The following is a 20,097-nucleotide window of genomic DNA, read 5'->3' on the forward strand; positions in this document are numbered from 1 at the left end:
CGAGTCCAGCCCTGCGCCATCTCGCCGCCACCGTCATGCTCAGCGCCGGCGTTCCCATCGCCATGGTCTCCAAGACGCTGCGGCGCAAGAACCTGGCCGCCACCGTCAACATCTATGACAACCTCATCCAGGAAGTCGCGTCCGCCGCCCTGCCGAGCGGTGCGGCGCGCTGGTCGACCATCACCGCGAGCACCTCGCCGTGGGTTCCGCGATCAGATCCAGCCGGCCGCGAAGGAGCTGGCCTTCTCATGGTCCAGGTGCCAGCGGCGGACGACGAGTCACCGATGACGCTGGACGCCAAGCTGGCCAGTGATTGGCAGTACGTCGACACGGTGCTGCCAACGCAGATCCGGCTGAACGGCGTGTCGTTCGAGCCCTGGACTCGGTGCATGAGCTGGGCCGGCAGATCGCCGGGAACGCGCTTCTCGGCGCGCAGAATCCGTTTTGCCCAGATCCGCGCCACGTTCGGTGAGTTTCTGGAGTGGATCAACTTCACCCTGAACGTCCCCTGGATGAAGGGCCGGCTTGGCGATCACGACGCGATGCCCACCGCTATCGACGATGACCGCGAACGGTCTGCCCGAGCTCGCGCCGAGCAACTCGCGTCCAGCAAGTGGCGGGTCGGCCGCCGGCCGCGAGGGCACCGGAGCAGAAACGTCACTCGCGCCGCTCAGCAGGGATGACCGCGGGCTGCTCGGGGCTCGTCAGCCCGGCGGGTCTGCGGCGTCAAGGCGTCGTCAGCACCTGCCGTATCTGCGAGAGAGCGGCATCGTCGATTCCGTATCGGGCGAGGTAGGCGGCGGTCCCGCCGTAGGCGTCGTCCACGTGGGCCAGAGCGGCCTCCATGGCCGATGCCGGGGTGTCGAAGAGCGCCGCGATGTCGTCGAGCGGGATGCCGAGCGGTTCGAACAGGTGCCGGTATGCCTCGACACGGTTCGGCCGCAGCTGCCCGGTGAGGACATAGTCGCCGACGATCACACCCCGGGGCGTGCCGAGCAGGTCGAGCAAGAGCGCGACGGCCAGCCCCGTGCGATCCTTCCCGGCCGAGCAGTGGATCAGCACCGGGAGCCGATCCACATTCGTGAGCAGCCGGATGACGTCGGCGAAGACGGCGCCCCGCCGGTCCAGGACCGCGCGGTAGAAGGCGGCCATGTCGTCGGCGTCGAACGAGGAGATGACGCCGCTCACGATCATCTGCACATAGTTGGTGTCCGAGCCCTCACCGCCCTCGTCGATCGGCAGCCGGAGGCTGCGGGCGCCGGTCGCCTTGCACCAGACCGATGCCGCTTTGCGGACCTCCCCCTCGGAGCGCAGGTCGACGACTGTCGCCAGCCTCAGGGCCGCGAAAGCTTCGTTCCGAACCGGATCCCAGCACGCGTACGTGGGTGACCCGCCCTGTCCCACCAGCACCTCGCCGCGGTAGACGAGGCCCGGTTTGATCGTCGCCCCGCCAGCCACCGGGAGGCCGCCGAGGTCCCGCACGTTGCGCGTGCCGGGAAGCGCGAGGGCGCCGGGCGGCTCAGTCACCGGCGGGGACATCGACGACGCGGACCGGCACCTCGGTCCAGCCGTGAAAGATGTTGTGGCGCAGCCGTTGCGGGGCGTCGGTCAGCTCGAACCCGATCCGGCGCCGCCGCATCTCGGCGAAGAAGGTGCGCACCTCGGCCCGGGCCAAGTGCGCCCCCAGGCAGAAGTGGACGCCCCAGCCGAAGGTCAGATGCTCGTTCGGTGTGCGGTCGAGGCGGAACTCGTCCGGGTTCTCGAACACCTCCGGATCCCGGTTCGCCGCCGAGAACCAGAGCACCACCTTGTCCCCTTCGGCGATGTGCCGGCCGCCTATCTCCAGGTCGATCAAAGCGGTGCGGCGCATGGCCGCGAGCGGTGAGACGAAGCGGAACATCTCCTCGACCGCGGTCGGCAGGACGGTGGGATCGGCGTACAGGCCGGACCAGGCGCGGTCGTGGTGCAGGGCGATGGTCGCTCCGGACACGAGGTGGCGCGTGGTCTCGTTGCCGGCTGACACCAGCACGATGTAGTACGCGGTCAGCTCACCCTCGGTCAGTGGCCGGCCGTCCTTGCGCCCGTTGACCAGAACACTGATCAGATCGTCTGCGGGGTCGCGCCGGCGCTCGTCGGACAGCCGCTCGAAGTAGCCCATCAGGTCGTCGCGGGCCTGCCCCAGCGCGGCGCTGTCGACCACGTGGTCGGGGTCGGCGCTGGTCATCCTGTTCGCCCAGTCCACCGTCCGGTGCGCGTCCTCGGCCGGGAGCCCGAGTACCCGGGACAGGACGAGCATGGGAAGGCGGGATGAGACGGTCTCGACGAGGTCGAAAGTACCCAGGCGCTGGGCGTCGTCCAGCAGGGTGCCGGCGGTTTCCTCGATCACGGTCTGCCATCGCTGGACGCTGACCGCCCTCAGGTAACCGGTGGCGATCTTGCGCAGCTTGGCGTGCTCCGGGTCGTCCATGTTGTGGATGCTGGCCAGCCGACCCTCGACCTTCCGGTCCACGATCTGGGTGCCGGCCGCGGATGAGAGCCGAGCGTTGTCGGCCGCGGCGGCCTGGACATCTGCGTAGCGCGTCAGCGCCCAGAAGCCGGGTCCGTTGCTCGAAGGCTCGTTCCAGTGGACGGGGTCATGCGCCTGCAGCGACGCCAGCACGTCCAGGTCCCGATCCTCCACGAAGGTCCGGAGATCCATCAGGTCGACGCGACCTTCGTCAGCAAGCGTCACGTGGCTCCTCCTCCGTACTTCACAACACGCTAGGTCGCTGTTAGCTTTGGTGTCAATCATTAATAAGGTCGTACCAATCACCGAGGTGCGAAACGATGAGCAACGGCTTGTACCCGTTCGACCACTCCCACACGGCGCCGCCGCGCGAGCTGACCGAACTGCTCGGCGGCAAGGGCGCCGGCCTGGCCGAGATGACATCGACCCTCGGCATGAACGTGCCACCAGGATTCACGATCTCGCTGCCGGTCTGTCGTGAGTACCGGCAGCACGGCTGGCCCGCCTGGCTGGATGCCGCCATCACCGAGCAGGTGGAACGCCTGGACGAGGTCATGGGGCGCCGGTTCGGCGATCCCGCCGATCCTCTGTTGCTGGCCGTCCGCAGCGGGGCGCCGGTGTCCATGCCGGGCATGCTCGACACGGTGCTCAACCTCGGCCTGAACACCGAGACGGTGGCCGGCTTGGCCGCCGTCTCGGGTGACGAGTGGTTCGCCTGGGACAGCTACCGCCGCTTCCTGCTGATGTTCGCCACCACGGTGATGGGCCTGCCCGCCGAAGCCCTCGGGCCCGACGAGACCGCGGCGGGAACAGCCGGTGCCGTCCGCGCGCGGGCCATCACGATCCGGACCCGGATCGCCGACCTGGCCGGACGTCCGGTTCCCGAAGATCCCTTCGTCCAGCTGCGTGAGGCGACCGAGGCCGTGTTCCGGTCCTGGGACTGCGCACGGGCCCGGGTGTATCGCTCCCGCGAGTCGATCGACGAGACGATGGGTACGGCGGTCAACGTCCAGGCGATGGTCTTCGGCAATCGCGGCCCCCGGTCCGGCACCGGCGTCGTCTTCACCCGCAACCCGTCGACCGGCGAACCCGAGCTGTACGGCGACTACCTGCCGCGGGCCCAGGGCGAGGACGTGGTCGCGGGCATCGCCAAGACCTGGCCGATCGCCCGCCTCCGATCCGACCTGCCTGAGGTCCATGCCGAGCTGGCACGGGTGCTGCGCCGGCTCGAGGTGCACTACCGGGACATGTGCGATGTGGAGTTCACCCTCGAGGAAGGACGTCTCTGGCTGCTGCAGACGCGGATCGGCCAGCGCGGCGCCCTGGCGGCGGCCCGGATCGCGGTCGATCTGGCCGACGATCCGGACATCCGGCTCACCCCGGACGAGGCCCTGGCACGTGCCCCCGGCAGTGTCCGGGTCAAGGCCCGCGACGAGATCCTGGCCCAGGGCAGGGACGGTGACGGCCCGCCCGCGCACGTCACGTCCGGCCTCGGCGCCTCACCCGGTCGGGCGACCGGCGCCGTCGTGCTGTCCAGCGACGCGGCGTGTGATGCGGACGGTGACGTGATCCTGGTCCGGCGCGAGACCAGCCCGGAGGATGTGGCCGGGATGGCGGCGTCGGTCGGCATCCTCACGACCCGGGGTGGCCTGGTCAGCCACGCGGCGGTGGTGGCACGCGGCTGGGGAATTCCGGCCGTGGTCGGCGCGGACGAGGTGCAGATCACCGACGAGGGTCTGCGGCTCCCGGACGGTTCCCGCATCGCGGCCGGCGAGGTGATCACGATCGACGGATCCACCGGTCAGGTGTGGCGTGGCGAGGTGACCTCGACCGGCATCGATGCCGAGGACGCGATCGCGGTACGCCTGCCGCAGCTGGCCAGGCTCGAGGAATGGGCCCGGGCCGCGACGGGAGTCAGCGCGTGACCGGCGACCGGCGGCACGTGGTCGTCGTGGGCGCGTCGCTGGCCGGCCTGCGCGCGGTGGAGGCGGCCCGCCGGGACGGATTCACCGGCCGCCTGACACTGATCGGCAACGAACGCCACCTGCCGTACGACCGGCCACCGCTGTCCAAGGAGTACCTGGCCGAGATGGGAGCGCTGCCGCCGCATTTCGACGGGGTCGACCGCCTGGAGGACATTCTGGGTGTGCACGTACGCCTGGGTGCACCGGCGACCGCACTCGATCCCGCCGGACGGACCGTGACAGTGGGCGGCGAGCAGATCCGTTACGACGACCTGCTGATCGCCACCGGCGCCGCGCCCCGCACGCTGCCGGGCACCGAGCACCTCACCGGCGTGCACGTACTCCGGTCCCTGGACGACGCCACCGCCATCCGTTCCGCGCTTGACGCCGGAGCGCGCACGGTGGTCATCGGGGCCGGCTTCATCGGATCCGAGGTGGCGTCGGCGGCCCGCCGCCGGGGACTGCCGGCCACCATCCTGGAGGCTCTGCCGACCCCACTGGTCCGGGCGGTCGGAGTGCCGGCCGGGCGAGCGCTGGCGCGATTGCACGAACGGCACGGGACCCGGCTCCGGTGCGACGTCGCCGTCCGGGAACTGGTGGGAGACGGACGGGTCGAGGCGGTCCGCCTGGCCGACGGGTCCGAGATCGCGGCCGACCTCGTCGTGGTGGGCATAGGTGCCCAGCCGTGCACCGGTTGGCTCGCCGGGTCCGGCCTGACCATCGACAACGGCGTCGTGTGCGACCAGAACCTGCAGGCAGCCGACCACGTGTGGGCGGCCGGCGACGTCGCCCGGTGGGCGAGTCCGGATTTCGACGGCGCCCTGTTGCGGCTCGAGCACTGGACCAACGCCGGGGACCAGGCCGCGCACGCCATCACCAACCTGCTGAACCCGTCCGCCGCCACCGCGTACCGCCATGTGCCGTACTTCTGGTCGGACTGGTACGACCAGCGGATCCAGTTCGCCGGGCTGCCGGTCGGTGAACCGCAGGTGGTGACCGGGGACTGGGACGCCGAGCAGTTCACCGCCCTGTACCGCCAGGACGACAGGTTGATCGGGGTGCTGACCCTCAACCGGCGGGCGGACGTGATGAAGTACCGGGCGCTCATCGCCCGAGGTGGGTCCTGGGCGGACGGACTCGCTTTGGCGGCAACCCGAAACGCGGCCCTACGGCGCAGCAGCCCGGCCCGGGCCTGATCCGGGCCACCGCCCATGGGCGGTGGCCCGGGTCCACACAGTCAGCCGTCGGCGTCCGTTCGTTGCCGCCCGAGGACCGCCAGCAGGTCCTCGTGCAGCTCCATCCAGACGTCGTGGAACGAGTTGCTCATGGGGCGGGCCAACGCGTCGTCGTCACCTGACCGCAGCCGATCGAGGGCGGCCGACAGCCGGGTGGTGTACACGCCGAACCGTCCCTGCACCTTGATGAGCAGCCCGAGCGCCTCGGAGACGTCCGCGTAGATCTGCCCGACCCGCGCGGTGACGTCCGCGCCGGCTCCGCCGCGGTCGGTCTGCCAATCGGTTGCGGCCTGCTTGAGAGCGGCATTCGGTGCCAGGAATTTCTCGTACGCCTCTTCGACGACCGCGACGTCGCCCGCCGGAAGATTGTCCTGGCGCAGCATCTCGTGCCGGGCCCGACCGGCCGGGGTGAGGCTGAACCCGCTGATCCGCCCGGTCCGCTCGCGCACATGACCGTTCCCGGCGACCCGGGTCAGCTCGGCCGAGACGTCCTCAGCGGACATGCCCGTGGACTCCGAGATCTGCACCGCACTGGCGAAGCCCCGCACCCGCAACGCGTGCAGCACCGTGAATTCCGTGCCGGCGGCAAGCTCGTCCGAGGTGCCCTCCGGGACCGGGTTGCCCCATGACCCGGTGAGGAACAGTCGCGGGATCATCTCGGTGGCCACGCCGCCGATGATCGTGTCGTAACACGCCTCCACGGCCGGGTGGACGCCGAGGAAATCCTGCTCGTCCACGAGTTGCTCATACACACCGGCCGCGCGGGCGGCCGGCAGCACGAACCCGGCGGTGTACGTCATCGCGCCGGCCAGAATCTTCTCCCGCTTGCTCATCGCCGCAATCCGGGTGTACAGCGCGGCCGAGCGTTCCACGCAGAGATCCCGGTAGGCCGCCAGATCCGTCGACGTCAGCGGCCGGATCTCCGCAGGCGGAGTGTCCCAGGTGTCACGTGCATAGACCGAAATACCGGAGACGTACGGCAGATAGTTCGCCGGTTCGCTGAACAAGGTGGACAGGTCGTTGATCCTGATCTGCAGATCGGTACCCGGCGGGAAGAACATCGCCAGGGTGAAGGCGTGCGGCAACCCCTCGGCGGCATCGGACCACGGATAGGCCGGCTCGTTGACGAACAGGTCCCGGACGATGACGAATCCGCCGTCCGGCAACGGGTACGGCCCGGTGTCCCCGAGGCCGAGCCGGTTGTCGAAGCTGATCAGGAAGCCCATCAGCTCGGCGGCGCCGTTGAACCGTTGGAAGGTGGCCCGGGAGCCGTCGTCCAACTCGATCCGGTCGGCCGCGAAGCGGTCGATCCAGGACGGGTCGAGAAGCGGCGCCTGGTATTCGCGCATCGAGCTGAGGAAGCCTCCGTCCTGCCACAACCCCTTATACATCCGCCGGACGATGCCGAACGTCGTGCGGATCTCGTCGGCGCGGTAGCCGGCGTCGTGCAGGTTCAGTTCCAGGGCGATGCCGCGCCCGAAGCTCGAGGCGGTCGCCATCGCCCACAGGTGCAGCATGTTCATCTTGGTGCCGACCTCGCGGCGGCCGAGGGCACCGATGTCGACCATGCCGTCGATCCCGACCTTGTCCTGGATCGCCCGCAGCCAGCCCGGGTGTTTGAACCAGCAGTTGAGGATGCCCATCGCCTCGTACTCCTGGCGTGGGATCAGGCCGGACTCACCCTCGGTGGCCCGGGCGGCCAACGCGTCCCACTCGTTCCAGGTGTAGTACTTGATCGCCTCATTGACCTCGGTGACGGTCGGGTCCCGGTGGATCGAGTCGCCGTCGGCGTACAGCACCCGGGTGGTCATCCGCGATCGCATGATCGCGTCGCCCTCGGGGCCGTGCGGGACCTCGCCGCCGAACTTCTCCAGCAGGGCCATGATCTGGGCCATCTGCTCGGGTGACATGGCCGGTGCGGCGCCGGCGGCCGGGCTCTCGTCGACCGGTGCGTCCTCCTCGACCCACACGGACCCGTTCGGCCGGGTCGTCACGTCGAGGCGGATCCGCACCCCGTCGGCCGGGATCGTCTCGCCCCGGCTGGTGTGCACCCCCTTGGCGAAACTCACCGACATCAGGCAGGGAATCCCGTACTCCCGGCTCAAGATCCCGAGGTGGCTCTCCGGCGCGCCCTGGAGGGTGACGACGCCGCGCACCCCGGCATTGAGAGCCATGGTGAGGAAGGTCGTCGTACCACCCCGGACCACGACGACGGTCTCGGCGACCTGCGCCGGGTCACCGGCCACGAAGGCCATCACGTCCTCGGGGGTCTCCAGCCAGCGCGCCACTCCCTCGACCGCCTCGGCGCGCTCGAAGACGTTGAGGCCGGTGCCCACCTGCTCGAATCCGGTCCCGGAACTGACGGTTGTCGTCACTCCTTCACTCCGATCGCCCGGTTGACCTCCAACGCCGCCCTCGTCTCGGCGCTGTCCTCGTCCGCGTGGGCCATCGCCCGGCGATGCTGCACGAAGACCGGTGGCCAGCCTTCCTCCACGTGCATCAGGGCACGGCGGCCGTCGACCGTGCAGTAGCTGGCGGCGTCGTGCGAGTTCATGTTCCCGGCCCGCCAGACCGCGGCGACCTCACGGGGCCCGGATCGCACCACCGTGGTCCGGCCGAGCTCGTCGTCGATCTCCAGGTCGACCGAGGTGTAGACGAACAGGTCATCGTCCCGCTCGATCCGGAACCGCCCGCCGACGATGGCGGACTGCTGCCCGTCCAGGTCCACGTACCCGTGGAAGGTCGGCTGATCGATCGCATCGAGATGCATGAAGTTGATCGCGATCCCGTCGCCCTGGATGTTGATCCAGCGGTAGTGGTGGATCGCCGTCCAGTCCCGGGTTCCCCACGAGTGGTCGCGGTGACCGGTCGTCGAGAACGGGATCACCCGGTCGCCCACGGTCAACGTTCCGGTCACGGTGCCCGACTGCTCCAGGCGGTTGTCGGCCAGGAACGACGGGCACCCGTCCTTGTTGTCGTGATAGCAGAAGGCCGGAGTGGTGGCCGTGAAGGAATAGTCGAGTGACACGCCCTCATGGTCGAACGTGACATGGGCCTCACGGTGGGGCAGGCCGTGCCGCACCCGCAGGAAGCCCACTTCCCAGTCGTCGAAGTCGCGGCCGGGCTCCACCGCAACTCCCTCGACGTGGGCATGCATGATCTTCTCGTTGTCCTTCTCGAACACCAGCGCCATCGCCCCGGCCCGGCTCTCGCCGTCCACCCAGGTGTAGGCGATCGCGCCGATCCGCTCCTCGGGGATGAACAGCAGGAAGATCAGGCTTTCCCGGGACAGCGCCGACGGCGCCAGCCGGTGCCGGCGGTCGTCGGCATCGGACAGCTTGGGGCTGGAGGTGTACGGGGTGGTGACAGTCATGGTCGAGACTCCTGGCTCACATCGTTGGGTCGGAGAAGCGCGGGAACCCGCCACCCATCAGGAAAACCGGCGCGAGGATCTCGCCCGCCCGGCCGCCGGTCAGGGTCGGCCACGCCTTGCGGGTCAGCTCGGACGGTTCGTCGAAGCCGAGCTTGCGGACCTCGTCCCACACACCGGCCCGCTGCGCGATCGGGCGCATGAAGTCGTGGGAGTAGACGGTGATCCCGTTCCAGATCTTCTCGTCGGTGGTCTTCTTCCCGAAGTCGCGGTAGAGCTTGATGGTCCCGACTTCGCAGTGCTTCGAGATCCGGCGCATCTCGTCGGCCTCGAGCAGCCGGAGCTGCGACATCGGCGTGTCCGGGGTGTCGCGGGCGTACACGGCCACCCGGGACAGGGAGTCCAGGTAGGTCGACGGCGTCGTGAACGTCGTACCGATGTCGTTGATCTTCACCTTGATGCTCGGGTCGTCGAAGACCATCACCTCGGTCACCGCGTAGGGCATCTCGTCGGTGACCCCGATGGCCCACGGGTAGTTGCGCTCGTTCAGGAAGTGGTCGCGCACGAGCGCGAAGGTTCCGTCGGGCAGTTCGTACGGCCCGGTGTCGCCCATGCCCAGGCGGTTGTCGTAGTGCAGCATGAAGCCGAACAGTTCGGTGGTGGCGTTGAACCGGCGGAACGTGGCCCGGAAGTCGTCGTCCAGGTTCTTCGTGCCGGTGAGAAGCTCGTCCAGCACGTCGCGGTCAAGGTGCGGGAGCTGGAAACCCCGGCCGGACGACAGGCCAGGCCCATCGCCCCACGTGCCGTGCCACAACCGCCGCGCGAACTGGATCGCCGTCTCGACGTCACCGCGGCGGCTCTGCGGGTCCTCGAGCTCGAGGGTGACCGAGACTCCACGGCCCAGCATGGCCATCAGGGCGCTGGCGTAGTTGCGCAAGTGGTTGACCTTGGTGCCGATCTCCCGTTTGGACACGCGGCCCAGGTCGACCAGTCCGTCGACGCCGACCGCCGCGGTGATCTGCCGCATGGCCTCCGGGTAGATGTCCCACTGCTGCACGAAGGACAGCGTCTCGTACTCCTGGCGGGGAATGAGCCCGGACTCGCCCTCGGTGGACCGCGAGGCGATCAGTTCCCAGAGATTCCAGGCCATGTAGTCGAACCAGCTGTGGATCTGCGCGTCGGTCAGATCGTCGGGCCGGATGTCCGCCGCGGTGGTGTCGACGAACGGGTGCGGCTCCCGGCGGCGCATCTCGGCGTCACCTTCCACGCCGCCGGGCACCTCGGCCATGAACTTGCGGACGTACCGCATGAAGTCTTCGGGGTCGGTCATCACTGGTCTCCCTGCCGCTATTCGAGTTTGAGAGCCCGCGTGGGGCATCGCCGGACGGCCTGCTCGACGTCGGCCCGCAGGCTCTCGTCCGGCGTCTCCTCCAACAGATCGAGGTCACCGTCGTCGTTGATCTGGAAGACATCCGGTGCCGCGAACTCACACTGGCCGTGACTGGCGCACAGATCCCAGTCGACGACGATCTTCATCGTGGTTGCCTCTCGGATCTCGGCGGTCATCGTTCGATCGCCACCCTCAGCCGTTTGAAGGCGTGGAACTGGTTGGTGTGCAAGCGGTCCGGCTCGCCGATCGGCCGGAACCGCAGGCCGCGCTCGAGCACCTTGCGGTAGAAGGTGGCCACTTCGGCCCGGGCCAGATGCGAGCCCATGCAGGCGTGGATGCCCCATCCGAAACCGACGTGGTCGTTGGGTGAGCGGTCGATACACACGGTGTCCGGGTCGTCGAAGACCGAGGCGTCGCGGTTGGCCGACTGGAACCAGCAGACGACCTTGTCCCCCCGGGCGATCCGGACCCCGCCGAACTCGACGTCCCGGGTCGCGGTCCGCCGCATCGCCCGGATCGGCGTGATGTACCGCAGCATCTCCTCGATCGCCGGCCGGACCAGGCCCGGGTCGGCGACCAGCCGGTCCCATTCACCCGGGAACCGGTCGAAGGCGATGACCGAGCCGGTGATCAGGTTGCGGGTCGTCTCGTTCCCGGCGCCGACCAGGACGAAGTAGTACGCGGCCAGGTCCTCCCAGCTCAGCGGTTCGCCGTCGATCCGGGCGTGCACCAGTTTGGAGACGATGTCCTCGCGTGGGTGGGCGCGCCGGTCCTCGGTCAGGTCCTTGAAGTAGGAGAACAGCTCGTTGCGCGCCTTCTCCTTCTCGTCCGGGCCCCGCATGTACTCCGGGTCGTCGGAGACGACGCGGTTCGTCCAGTCCAGCAGCAATCCGCAGTCCTCCAGCGGAAGACCCAGCACCTGCCCGAGAGCCCGGATCGGCAGCAGGGCCGAGGCGCTGTGCACCAGTTCGGTCTCGTCCTGGCCGTCGAGATCGTCGAGGATCTGGTCCACGGTGGCCTCGATGACGGCCTGCCAGTGCTGGATCTTCACCGCTCGCAGATGCGGCGTCGCGATCTTGCGCATCTGGGTGTGCCGCGGCGGATCCATGTTGTGGACCGTCGGTGTGTGACCCTCGACCCGCCGGCTGAGGATCTGGGTGCCCTCGCCGTTGATGAACGTCGCCGGGTCGTTCACGACGTCGATCACGTCGGCGTAGCGGGTGGCCGACCAGAAGCCCGGACCGGCGGGTTCGTCGTTCCAGTGCAGCGGTCCCGCCGCCCGCAGCCGGGAGAAGAGCTCGTGTTCGCGGCCGTCGATGAACGGCTGCAGATCCATGAGGTCGACATCGGGCGCCGAGTCGGTGACAGTCACGCGGCCGCCTCTCCTGAGACGTGCGGGAAGCCTTTGCCGAACAGCAGCACCGGCGTGAGGATCTCGGCGGCGCGTTCGCCGACCAGGGTCGGCCACGCCTGCTCGGCATGGGGCTGCATGGTGTCGAAACCCTCGGCGACGAACTTGTCCCACAGGCCGACGCGCTTCGCGTGCGGCATGAGGAACTCGCGGGTGTAGACCATCACGCCGTCGCGGATCTTCTCGTCGCGCGACTTGCGGGCCAGGGTCCGGTACATCTGTAGGGTCCCGGTCTGGCAACGCCGCGAGATCTCCGCCTGCTCGGCCTGGTCGAGCACCCGGATCTCACTCATCGGGGTGTCGATCCGGTCCCGGGCGAAGACCACGCCGGCCTGGAGGAAGTCCAGGTAGTTGCTCGGCTTCGAGAAGGTCGTCTGGATCTCGTTGACGGTCACGCTGACCTTGTCGGCCGGGAAGACCATGACCTGCGTGACGGCGTAGGGCAGCCCTTCGGCCACGCCGGCCCACGGGTATGCGGTCTCGTTCAGGAAGTGGTCGCGGACGATGGCGAAACGACCGTCCGGGAGGGGGTACGGGCCGGTGTCGGCCATCCCGGCCCGGCAGTCGTAGTGCAGCATGAACCCGAACAACTCGGTGCGGGCGTTGAACTTGCGGAAGGCGTCGAGGACCTCGGGGTCGTCGAACTCGGAGACCTGCGACACCAGCGAGGCCAGCACGTCGCTCGCCAGGGTCGGCACCTGAAAACCGCGCCCGGAGACGAACCCGCTGCCACCGCCCCAGGTTCCGTGCTGCAGCCGCCGGCCGAACTGGATCAGGGCCTGCAGGTCCGCACCCCGCGAGTCGGCCGTGTCCTGACCGAGCTCGATGCCGATACCCCGGCCGAGAATCGGGCAGACCGAGGCCGCCCAGTTCCGGGTGACATTGATCTTGGTGCCGATCTCCCGGCTGGAGGTCTTGGCCAGATCCAGGAGGCCGTCCACGCCGATCTCGTCGGTGAGCATCCGGATGAACCGGGGATAGTTGTTCCACTGCTGGACGAAGGAGATCGTCTCGTACTCCTGGCGTGGGATGAGCCCGGACTCCCCTTCCGAGGCACGGCCCAGGATGAAGTCCCAGAGGTTCCAGGCGCCGTAGTCCAGCCAGCTGTTGATCTCGTCCGGGGTCAGCTCGTCCCGGCGCACGTCGCTGTCGGTGGTGTCCATGAACGGCACCGCCACGCGTGCGCGCATCCGGCGGTCACCCTCGGTGCCCTGCGGGACCTCGCCCAGGAACGCCTGCAGCCAGGCCTGGACATCGATGACGTCGGCCATGACTCAGCTCTCCAGGACGTAGACCAGCCCTGCATCCCCGGAGATGTCGAGGCGTACGCGGGTGCCGTCGGCCGGGATGGTCTCGCCCCGGGAGGTCTGGATGCCGTCGGAGAACTGGGTCGACATCACGCAGGCGATGCCGAACTCGCGGGACAGGATTCCCAGGTGGCTCTCGGGTGCGCCCTGCAGGGTGATCAGCCCGGCGACACCGGCCATCAGGGCCGGCGACATGAAGGTCGTCGTTCCCCCTCGGGAGATCACCACCGTGGTCTCGACGTCCGGGCCCTCGATGAAGTCGAGCACCTCATCGGGCGAGTCCAGGAACCGGATGGTGCCTTCAGCCACCTTGTCGGAGGCGAACGCCTTGATACCCGTTCCGATCAGCGTGCCGGTCGTCGTACTCATGTGGCTGACCTCTGTTCATTGTCGGACCAAATAAATGGACGTACCATTGGACACATACTGTGGCACTGGTCACACGGCCGTCAAGGGAGGTTCTGAGTGATCGAGGACCAGTTCATTGCCGGCTCATGGGTCACTTCGCACAGCCGTAAGCGGATCGCCGTGCTGAACCCCTTCACCGAGCAGGAGTGGGCTTCCGTCCCGGACGGTGACCCGGCCGATGTCGAGCGCGCGGTTGCGGCCGCGCGCATCGCCCTGAGTCCGTGGGCGGCGCTGGGCCCGCGCGCCCGATCCGAGTACCTGCTGCGGTTCGCCGACCAGATCGAAGCGGTGGCCCGCGACATGGCGGTCACGATCACCACCGAGAACGGCACCCCGATCGCCGAGAGCTCCCACGCGCCGGGGTATGCCGCGGCTTTCCTGCGGCTGGTCGCCGAACTGGCCGCGGATCTTGAGCGGCCGGATGTCCGGCCGAATCCGATGGCACCCGGGTACAGCGAGGTGCAGCGCCGACCGCTCGGCGTGGCCGGCCTGATCACACCCTGGAACTACCCGACCAGCCTGATCATCATCAAACTCGCCCCGGCACTGCTGAGCGGGTGCACGGTGGTGCTGAAACCCGCTGCGGAGACACCGATGGCGGCGCGCATGCTCGTCGACGCCGGCGCGCGGGCCGGCCTGCCGCCCGGCGTGCTCAACATGGTGACCGGCGGTGTCGAGGCCGGCGAGGCGCTGCTCCAGCATCCTGGCGTGGACAAGGTCTCCTTCACCGGTTCGACCGCGGTCGGCCGGCACGTCGGCGAGGTCTGCGGTCGAATGCTGCGGCCGGTGACCCTGGAACTCGGCGGCAAGTCGCCGGCGATCGTCCTGGACGACGCTGACCTCGACGTGCTCGCCGCGCACATCCTGAAAGTGGCCATGCGCAACACCGGGCAGACCTGCAAGGCCTGTACGCGCCTGCTGGTACCGGCGGACCGCGAGGCCGAGATCGTGGCACGGGTGGCCGATGTCGTCTCATCGGCACCGCTCGGCGACCCGATGGATCCGGCGACCTTCTTCGGCCCGCTGGTCTCGGAACGTCAACGGCAGCGGGTCCTCGGCTACGTCGAGGACGGCAAGCGGGCCGGGGCCCGGGTGGTGGTCGGCGGGGGTGTTCCGGACGTCGGACGGGGCTTCTTCGTCGAGCCGACCGTGTTCACCGACGTCACCCCGGACATGCGCATCGCCCGGGAGGAGATCTTCGGACCCGTCCTGGTGGTCCAGACCTACCGGGACCTGGACGAGGGGATCCGGCTGGCCAACGACTCCGAGTACGGGCTGGCGGCGGCGGTGTTCGGCCGGGACGTCGAACGCGCCTGCGCCGTGGCCGATCGGCTCGAGACCGGCAACATCGGGATCAACCAGTACGGCTCGAACGCCGCCGCACCCTTCGGCGGGCACAAGAACAGCGGCCTGGGCACCGAGTTCGGCCCGGAGGGCCTGTCGCAGTACCTGCAGTACACCTCGGTGCACCACCCGTCCTGACAGGAGTCGTCATGCGAGCAGCCGTCCTGTGGCAACCGGGCGAGGAGTTCGACGTCCGGGAGGTCGATCTGGCCGACCCCGGTCCGGGACAGGTGCGGGTGTCGTTGCGGGCGACCGGCCTGTGCGCCTCCGATCTGAGCCTGGCAACGGTCTTCGGCGCGCCGACCCCGATGGTGGCCGGGCACGAGGGCGCCGGCGTGGTGGACATGGTCGGCGACGGGGTGACCGAGGTTTCGCCCGGCGACCGGGTCCTCATTCTCTGGGTGGCGCCGTGCGGTCGATGCCGTCCCTGCCTGCGCGGCCAGGAATACCTCTGCGCGAACCGCAAGAGCACGGCCGACGCGCGCGCCGGCGACTCCGGCCGCTCGGCGTCCATTTTGTCGGCCGACGGCGTCCCGATCTACCAAGGCATGGCGACGGCGACGTTCGCCGCGCAGACCGTGGTCCCGGCGCGGGCGGTCGTCCCGCTCGACGACGATGTCCCGTTCGAGGTGGCTGCCATGCTGGGGTGCGCGGTCCCGACCGGCGTCGGCGCGGCGATCCGCAGCGCCGGTGTGCAACCGGGCGACTCCGTCGCGGTGATCGGCTGCGGTGCGGTCGGGCTCAACGCCGTCCTGGGGGCCATCGTGGCCGGTGCGGCCGAAATCATCGCCATCGACCCGATGGACGCCCGGCGCGCCTTCGCCCGGCAGCTCGGCGCCACGTCGTCGCTGCCGGCCGACGACCTGGACGGGTTGCGGGATGTCGATGTGGTCATCGACGCCGTCGGCCAACCGGCGACCGTGCAGGCCGCCTGGCGGGCGGCCCGGCGCGGCGGCACGGTCACGGTGGTGGGCGCCGGAAGACCCGACCAGACGATCGAGCTGTCCGCGTATCAGGTGTTCCACGACGACAAGCGGCTGACCGGGAGCTTCCACGGCGGCATCAGCATGCGGCGGGACCTGCCCTGGCTCACCGCGCTGTGGCGGACCGGACGACTGCCGGTGGAACGGCTGATCGACGGCACGACAGATCTCCGTGGCATCAACGACGTGGTCGAGGCGCAGCGATCGGGGAAGGTCGTCCGGACCATCCTCACCCACTGACCGTGGCGTCAGGCGGTGATCAGCGTGAGCAGCTCGGCGCGCGCGGTCGCCAGGGACGGGCCGTACCAGGTGAGTTGACGGCCGGGAACGAGCACGGTCCGCAGACCCGGAAAGGCTTCCGGGCCGTCGTCGGCGGTGAAGACATAAGGCTCGTCGGGCAGCAGCACCAGATCCGCACCAGCCGCGAGCATTTCCCCCAGTTCCTTCGCGGGATAGCGGGCGGTGCCGGTGTCGAAGACGTTGCGCAGGCCGAGGCGGGACAGCAGGTCGCCGGTGAACGTCCGAGGGCCCACCACCATCCACGGGTCACGCCAGATCGGCACCACGACATCGACCGGCGGATGGGGCGCGGGCCGGGCCCACTCAGCCGAGGCGGTGCGCAGCCACTGCGGCTCGCCGACCGCCAGCACCTCGGTGAACAAGCGTCGCATCGATCGCAGTGCCTCGTCCACGGATTCGATGACCGTCACCCACACCGGCACGCCCGCGGCGCGCAGGCGTTCCACGTCCAGGTGGCGGTTCTCCTCCTGGTTGGCCACGACCAGATCCGGGGCCAGTGCCTGGATCGCGCGCCGGTCCGGGTTCTTCGTCCCGCGGACCCGCGGCAGGTCCAGGTCCGGCGGATGGGTGCACCATTCCGTCGCGCCGACCAGTCTCTCCGGCACTGTCACCGCCAGCGCCTCGGTGAGGGACGGGACGAGCGAGACGACGCGCTGTGGCGGCGCCTCGAAGGCCAGCCGATGGCCGAGATCGTCGATCACACGCTGCGCCGGTACTGACCGCCGACCACGAAGAACGCCTCGGAGATCTGTCCCAGTGAGCAGTGGCGCACAGCGTTCATCAGTTCGGCGAACACGTTGCCGCCGCTCATCGCCACCTCCTGGAGCCGCGTGAGAGCGGCGCCCGCCTCGCCGGCGTGACGGGTGTGGAAGTCGGCCAGGCGGGCCAGTTGCGACTGTTTCTCCTCCTCGGTCGCCCGGGCCAGGGCTACGGCCGGTGGCGGGGCGTCGTCGCGGTGCGGGTCGAGGAAGGTGTTGACGCCCACCAGCGGCAGGCTGCCGTCGTGCTTGCGGTGCTCGTACAGCATCGACTCGTCCTGGATGCGTCCGCGCTGGTAACCGGTCTCCATGGCGCCCAGCACGCCGCCGCGCTCGGCGATCCGGTCGAACTCGGCCAGCACCGCCTCCTCGACCAGATCGGTGAGATCGTCGACGATGAAGGAGCCCTGCAGCGGGTTCTCGTTGCCGGCCAGCCCCCACTCCTTGTCGATGATCATCTGAATGGCGAGGGCGCGGCGCACCGAGTGCTCGCTCGGCGTGGTGACCGCTTCGTCGTACGCGTTGGTGTGCAGGCTGTTGGCGTTGTCGTAGATGGCGCACAGTGCTTGCAGGGTGGTCCGGATGTCGTTGAAGTCCATCTCTTGCGCGTGCAGCGACCGGCCGGACGTCTGGACGTGGTATTTGAGCTTCTGCGAGCGTTCGCCCGCGCCGTACCGCTCCCGCATGGCCACGGCCCAGATCCGCCGCGCCACCCGCCCGATCACGGAGTACTCCGCGTCCATGCCGTTGGAGAAGAAGAATGACAGGTTGGGCGCGAAGTCGTCGACGGCCATGCCGCGGGCCAGGTACGACTCCACGAAGGTGAAGCCGTTGGCGAGGGTGAAGGCCAGTTGGCTCAACGGGTTGGCACCCGCCTCGGCGATGTGGTACCCGCTGATCGATACCGAGTAGAAGTTGCGGACCTGGTGGTCGATGAAGAACTGCTGGATGTCGCCCATGCAGCGCAGCGCGAATTCGGTGGAGAAGATGCAGGTGTTCTGGCCCTGGTCCTCCTTGAGAATGTCGGCCTGCACGGTGCCGCGCACCGTGGCCAGCGTGCGCGCGACGACCTCCTCGCGCGGCTCGTCCGGGCACGCCTCGATCTGCTGGTCGATGGCGGTGTTGAGGAACATGGCCAGGATCGCCGGTGCCGGCCCGTTGATCGTCATCGACACCGATGTCGTCGGCGAGCAGAGGTCGAACCCTCCGTAGAGGACCTTCATGTCGTCGAGGGTGGCGATCGAGACGCCCGAGGTGCCGACCTTGCCGTAGATGTCGGGGCGACGGTCCGGGTCCCGGCCGTAGAGGGTGACCGAGTCGAACGCCGTCGACAGCCGGGTGGCGGGCTGGCCCTCGGACAGCAGGTGGAAGCGGCGGTTGGTGCGGAACGGGTCGCCTTCACCGGCGAACATGCGCGCCGGCGCCTCCCCCTCGCGCTTGAACGGGAACACCCCGGCGGTGAACGGGAAGAAGCCGGGCAGGTTCTCCCGGCGCAGGAAGCTCACCAGTTCGGCGTCGTCGCGGGTGCGGGGGAGCGCGACCCGGCGGACCTTCGAGCCGGACAGCGTCTCGCGGGTCAGCGGCGTCCGGAACTCGCGGTCGCGGACCCTGTACACGTACTCGTCGCCGGCGTAGTCCGCGACCCGGGCGGGCCACCGGTCGAGCAGATCACGGATGTCCGGCGCGAGCTCGCCGTCGGCTATGACCTCCAGATCCCGTACGCGATCAGCGGTTGCGTCGTCGCCGAGCAGTTCGGCCGTCAGTCGAAGGGCTTGCCGGCGGCGGACCACCTCGGCCTGTCGATCGGTCGTGCGGTGGTAGCCGCGGATCGTGTCGGCGATGTCGGACAGATATCGCGACCGCGACGGCGGTACGACGCTGGTCAGACCGGACGAGGCGCGCACATCGACGGTCGCGAGCGTGCCGGCCTCGAGGCCGAGGAGCTCCCGCAGGTGCTGATAGAGCGCCGTCACCCCGTCGTCGTTGAAGCGCGCCGCGCTGGTGCCGAAGACCGGCATCTGCTCCCACGGCTGCCCGAACGCCTCCCGGTTGCGGACGAGCTGGCGGGCGACGTCGCGGCGGGCGTCCTCAGCGCCGCGCCGCTCGTACTTGTTGATCGCCACGACGTCGGCGAAGTCGAGCATGTCGATCTTCTCGAGCTGGGAGGCGGCACCGAACTCCGGCGTCATCACGTACAGCGCCACGTCGGAGAAGGGAACGATGCCGGCATCACCCTGGCCGATGCCGGGCGTTTCGACGATGACCAGGTCGAACCCGGCCGCCTTGACGGCGGCCAGGATGTCGTCGAGGTGCTCGGGCAGCTGGGCGCCGGCAGTGCGGGTGGCCAGGGAGCGGAAGAACGTACGCCCGTCCTCCAGCGCGTTCATCCGGATCCGGTCGCCGAGCAGCGCGCCCCCGCCGCGGCGCCGGGTCGGATCGATCGCCAGGACGGCGACACGCAGCTTGTCCTCCTGGTCCAGCCGGAGCCGCCGCAGCAGCTCGTCGGTCAGCGAGGACTTGCCCGACCCACCCGTTCCGGTGATGCCGAGCACCGGCACGGTCCGGCCGGACCGCCGGAGCCGGGCGGCGAGCTCCGGTGACCGGCCCGCCTCGAGCACGGTGATCGCCCGGGCCAGCGCGCCCGGGTCACCGGCCCGGACGGCGTCGACCTCGACCGGCCGCGCGGCCAGGTCGACGTCGCAGACCTGGATCAGCTGGTTGATCATGCCGGGCAGACCGAGGCGCTGGCCGTCCTGGGGCGAGAAGATCGTGACTCCCCGCTCGGCCAGCAGCGCGATCTCCTCCGGCACGATGACGCCGCCGCCCCCGCCGAACACCCGCACATCACCCGCGCCGGCCTCGGCCAGCCGGTCCACCAGGTACGTGAAGTACTCGACGTGGCCGCCCTGGTAGGACGAGACCGCCACGCCCTGCACGTCCTCCTCGACCGCGGCCCGCACGATCGTGTCGACGCTGCGGTCGTGCCCGAGGTGGATCACCTCGGCGCCCTGCGCCTGCAGGAGACGCCGCATCACGTTGATCGCCGCGTCGTGCCCGTCGAACAGGCTGGCCGCGGTGACGAACCGGACAGGATGGACCGGGACGTGCAGTGCCATGGTCG

At 69.3% G+C, this 20,097-nt stretch carries 16 protein-coding genes; 5 read left to right on the forward strand and 11 right to left on the reverse strand.

All coding sequences use genetic code 11. The features are described from left to right. Positions 1-62 precede the first annotated feature (62 nt). Entirely contained in the window at positions 63-683 is a 621-nt protein-coding gene (locus tag ACZ6S4_RS32655) for a hypothetical protein (RefSeq protein WP_465478601.1), read from the forward strand. Between the two features lie 43 nt (positions 684-726). Here ACZ6S4_RS32655 and ACZ6S4_RS32660 read toward each other — a convergent pair whose 3' ends face one another. Further along, complete coding sequence (locus ACZ6S4_RS32660; protein ID WP_465478602.1) at positions 727-1,527, reverse strand: tyrosine-protein phosphatase; 801 nt, start codon at positions 1,525-1,527, stop codon at positions 727-729. Beyond that, positions 1,520-2,731 (reverse strand): cytochrome P450, encoded by a 1,212-nt coding sequence (locus ACZ6S4_RS32665; protein WP_465478603.1) that lies wholly within the window; start codon positions 2,729-2,731, stop codon positions 1,520-1,522. Before ACZ6S4_RS32665 ends, ACZ6S4_RS32660 begins: the two co-directional genes overlap by 8 nt. Positions 2,732-2,826: 95 nt before the next feature. On the opposite strand from ACZ6S4_RS32665, the gene ACZ6S4_RS32670 reads away from it, so the two are divergent. Both ACZ6S4_RS32670 and ACZ6S4_RS32675 read left to right on the forward strand, forming a co-directional pair. After that, a complete protein-coding gene (locus ACZ6S4_RS32670) occupies positions 2,827-4,431 on the forward strand; it encodes a PEP/pyruvate-binding domain-containing protein (RefSeq protein WP_465478604.1) in 1,605 nt (534 codons plus the stop codon). Next, entirely contained in the window at positions 4,428-5,666 is a 1,239-nt protein-coding gene (locus ACZ6S4_RS32675) for an NAD(P)/FAD-dependent oxidoreductase (protein WP_465478605.1), read from the forward strand. Before ACZ6S4_RS32670 ends, ACZ6S4_RS32675 begins: the two co-directional genes overlap by 4 nt. A gap of 41 nt (positions 5,667-5,707) precedes the next feature. On the opposite strand, the gene ACZ6S4_RS32680 is transcribed toward ACZ6S4_RS32675, so the two are convergent. The 7 genes from ACZ6S4_RS32680 to ACZ6S4_RS32710 are packed head-to-tail and all read right to left on the reverse strand — an operon-like array spanning position 5,708 to position 13,552. Further along, positions 5,708-8,080: a PEP-utilizing enzyme gene (locus ACZ6S4_RS32680; protein ID WP_465478606.1), complete on the reverse strand. Its 2,373-nt coding sequence runs from the start codon at positions 8,078-8,080 to the stop codon at positions 5,708-5,710. Further along, positions 8,077-9,078, reverse strand: a complete 1,002-nt coding sequence (locus ACZ6S4_RS32685; protein ID WP_465478607.1) for a DUF7064 domain-containing protein — start codon at positions 9,076-9,078, stop codon at positions 8,077-8,079. The genes ACZ6S4_RS32680 and ACZ6S4_RS32685 overlap by 4 nt, the downstream gene beginning before the upstream one ends. A gap of 16 nt (positions 9,079-9,094) precedes the next feature. After that, entirely contained in the window at positions 9,095-10,405 is a 1,311-nt protein-coding gene (locus ACZ6S4_RS32690) for a hypothetical protein (RefSeq protein WP_465478608.1), read from the reverse strand. 17 nt (positions 10,406-10,422) lie between these two features. After that, positions 10,423-10,641 carry a ferredoxin gene (locus tag ACZ6S4_RS32695; protein WP_465478609.1) on the reverse strand — a complete coding sequence of 73 codons (219 nt, stop codon included), beginning with the start codon at positions 10,639-10,641 and terminating at the stop codon, positions 10,423-10,425. Beyond that, the gene (locus tag ACZ6S4_RS32700; RefSeq protein ID WP_465478610.1) at positions 10,638-11,837 is read right to left on the reverse strand and encodes a cytochrome P450; all 1,200 of its coding nucleotides are present in this window, start codon (positions 11,835-11,837) and stop codon (positions 10,638-10,640) included. Before ACZ6S4_RS32700 ends, ACZ6S4_RS32695 begins: the two co-directional genes overlap by 4 nt. Beyond that, the gene (locus ACZ6S4_RS32705) at positions 11,834-13,147 is read right to left on the reverse strand and encodes a hypothetical protein (RefSeq protein WP_465478611.1); all 1,314 of its coding nucleotides are present in this window, start codon (positions 13,145-13,147) and stop codon (positions 11,834-11,836) included. The genes ACZ6S4_RS32700 and ACZ6S4_RS32705 overlap by 4 nt, the downstream gene beginning before the upstream one ends. Positions 13,148-13,150: 3 nt before the next feature. Then, positions 13,151-13,552 (reverse strand): PEP-utilizing enzyme, encoded by a 402-nt coding sequence (locus ACZ6S4_RS32710; protein WP_465478612.1) that lies wholly within the window; start codon positions 13,550-13,552, stop codon positions 13,151-13,153. Between the two features lie 96 nt (positions 13,553-13,648). Here ACZ6S4_RS32710 and ACZ6S4_RS32715 point away from each other — a divergent pair, with 96 nt between their 5' ends. Further along, positions 13,649-15,073, forward strand: coding sequence for an aldehyde dehydrogenase family protein (locus ACZ6S4_RS32715; protein ID WP_465478613.1), 1,425 nt, complete (start codon positions 13,649-13,651; stop codon positions 15,071-15,073). 11 nt (positions 15,074-15,084) lie between these two features. Beyond that, on the forward strand, positions 15,085-16,158 hold the full coding sequence (locus ACZ6S4_RS32720; RefSeq protein ID WP_465478614.1) for an alcohol dehydrogenase catalytic domain-containing protein: 1,074 nt from the start codon (positions 15,085-15,087) through the stop codon (positions 16,156-16,158). Positions 16,159-16,166: 8 nt separating this feature from the next. On the opposite strand, the gene ACZ6S4_RS32725 is transcribed toward ACZ6S4_RS32720, so the two are convergent. Both ACZ6S4_RS32725 and icmF read right to left on the reverse strand, forming a co-directional pair. Further along, positions 16,167-16,919, reverse strand: a complete 753-nt coding sequence (locus tag ACZ6S4_RS32725) for a helical backbone metal receptor (RefSeq protein WP_465478615.1) — start codon at positions 16,917-16,919, stop codon at positions 16,167-16,169. Then, on the reverse strand, positions 16,916-20,092 hold the full coding sequence (gene icmF / locus ACZ6S4_RS32730) for a fused isobutyryl-CoA mutase/GTPase IcmF (protein ID WP_465478616.1): 3,177 nt from the start codon (positions 20,090-20,092) through the stop codon (positions 16,916-16,918). The genes ACZ6S4_RS32725 and icmF overlap by 4 nt, the downstream gene beginning before the upstream one ends. Between the last annotated feature and the right edge of the window lie 5 nt (positions 20,093-20,097).

It is taken from the genome of Actinoplanes sp. NPDC051405, from assembly GCF_055586185.1.

What these genes read in the sequence shown, in the direction of transcription:
- ACZ6S4_RS32655 (WP_465478601.1), top strand. Translation starts at nt 63, where the DNA reads ATGGTCTCCAAGACGCTGCGGCGCAAGAACCTGGCCGCCACCGTCAAC.
- ACZ6S4_RS32670 (WP_465478604.1), top strand. Translation starts at nt 2,827, where the DNA reads ATGAGCAACGGCTTGTACCCGTTCGACCACTCCCACACGGCGCCGCCG.
- ACZ6S4_RS32685 (WP_465478607.1), bottom strand. Translation starts at nt 9,078, where the DNA reads ATGACTGTCACCACCCCGTACACCTCCAGCCCCAAGCTGTCCGATGCC.
- ACZ6S4_RS32690 (WP_465478608.1), bottom strand. Translation starts at nt 10,405, where the DNA reads ATGACCGACCCCGAAGACTTCATGCGGTACGTCCGCAAGTTCATGGCC.
- ACZ6S4_RS32695 (WP_465478609.1), bottom strand. Translation starts at nt 10,641, where the DNA reads ATGACCGCCGAGATCCGAGAGGCAACCACGATGAAGATCGTCGTCGAC.
- ACZ6S4_RS32705 (WP_465478611.1), bottom strand. Translation starts at nt 13,147, where the DNA reads ATGGCCGACGTCATCGATGTCCAGGCCTGGCTGCAGGCGTTCCTGGGC.
- ACZ6S4_RS32710 (WP_465478612.1), bottom strand. Translation starts at nt 13,552, where the DNA reads ATGAGTACGACGACCGGCACGCTGATCGGAACGGGTATCAAGGCGTTC.
- ACZ6S4_RS32720 (WP_465478614.1), top strand. Translation starts at nt 15,085, where the DNA reads ATGCGAGCAGCCGTCCTGTGGCAACCGGGCGAGGAGTTCGACGTCCGG.
- icmF (WP_465478616.1), bottom strand. Translation starts at nt 20,092, where the DNA reads ATGGCACTGCACGTCCCGGTCCATCCTGTCCGGTTCGTCACCGCGGCC.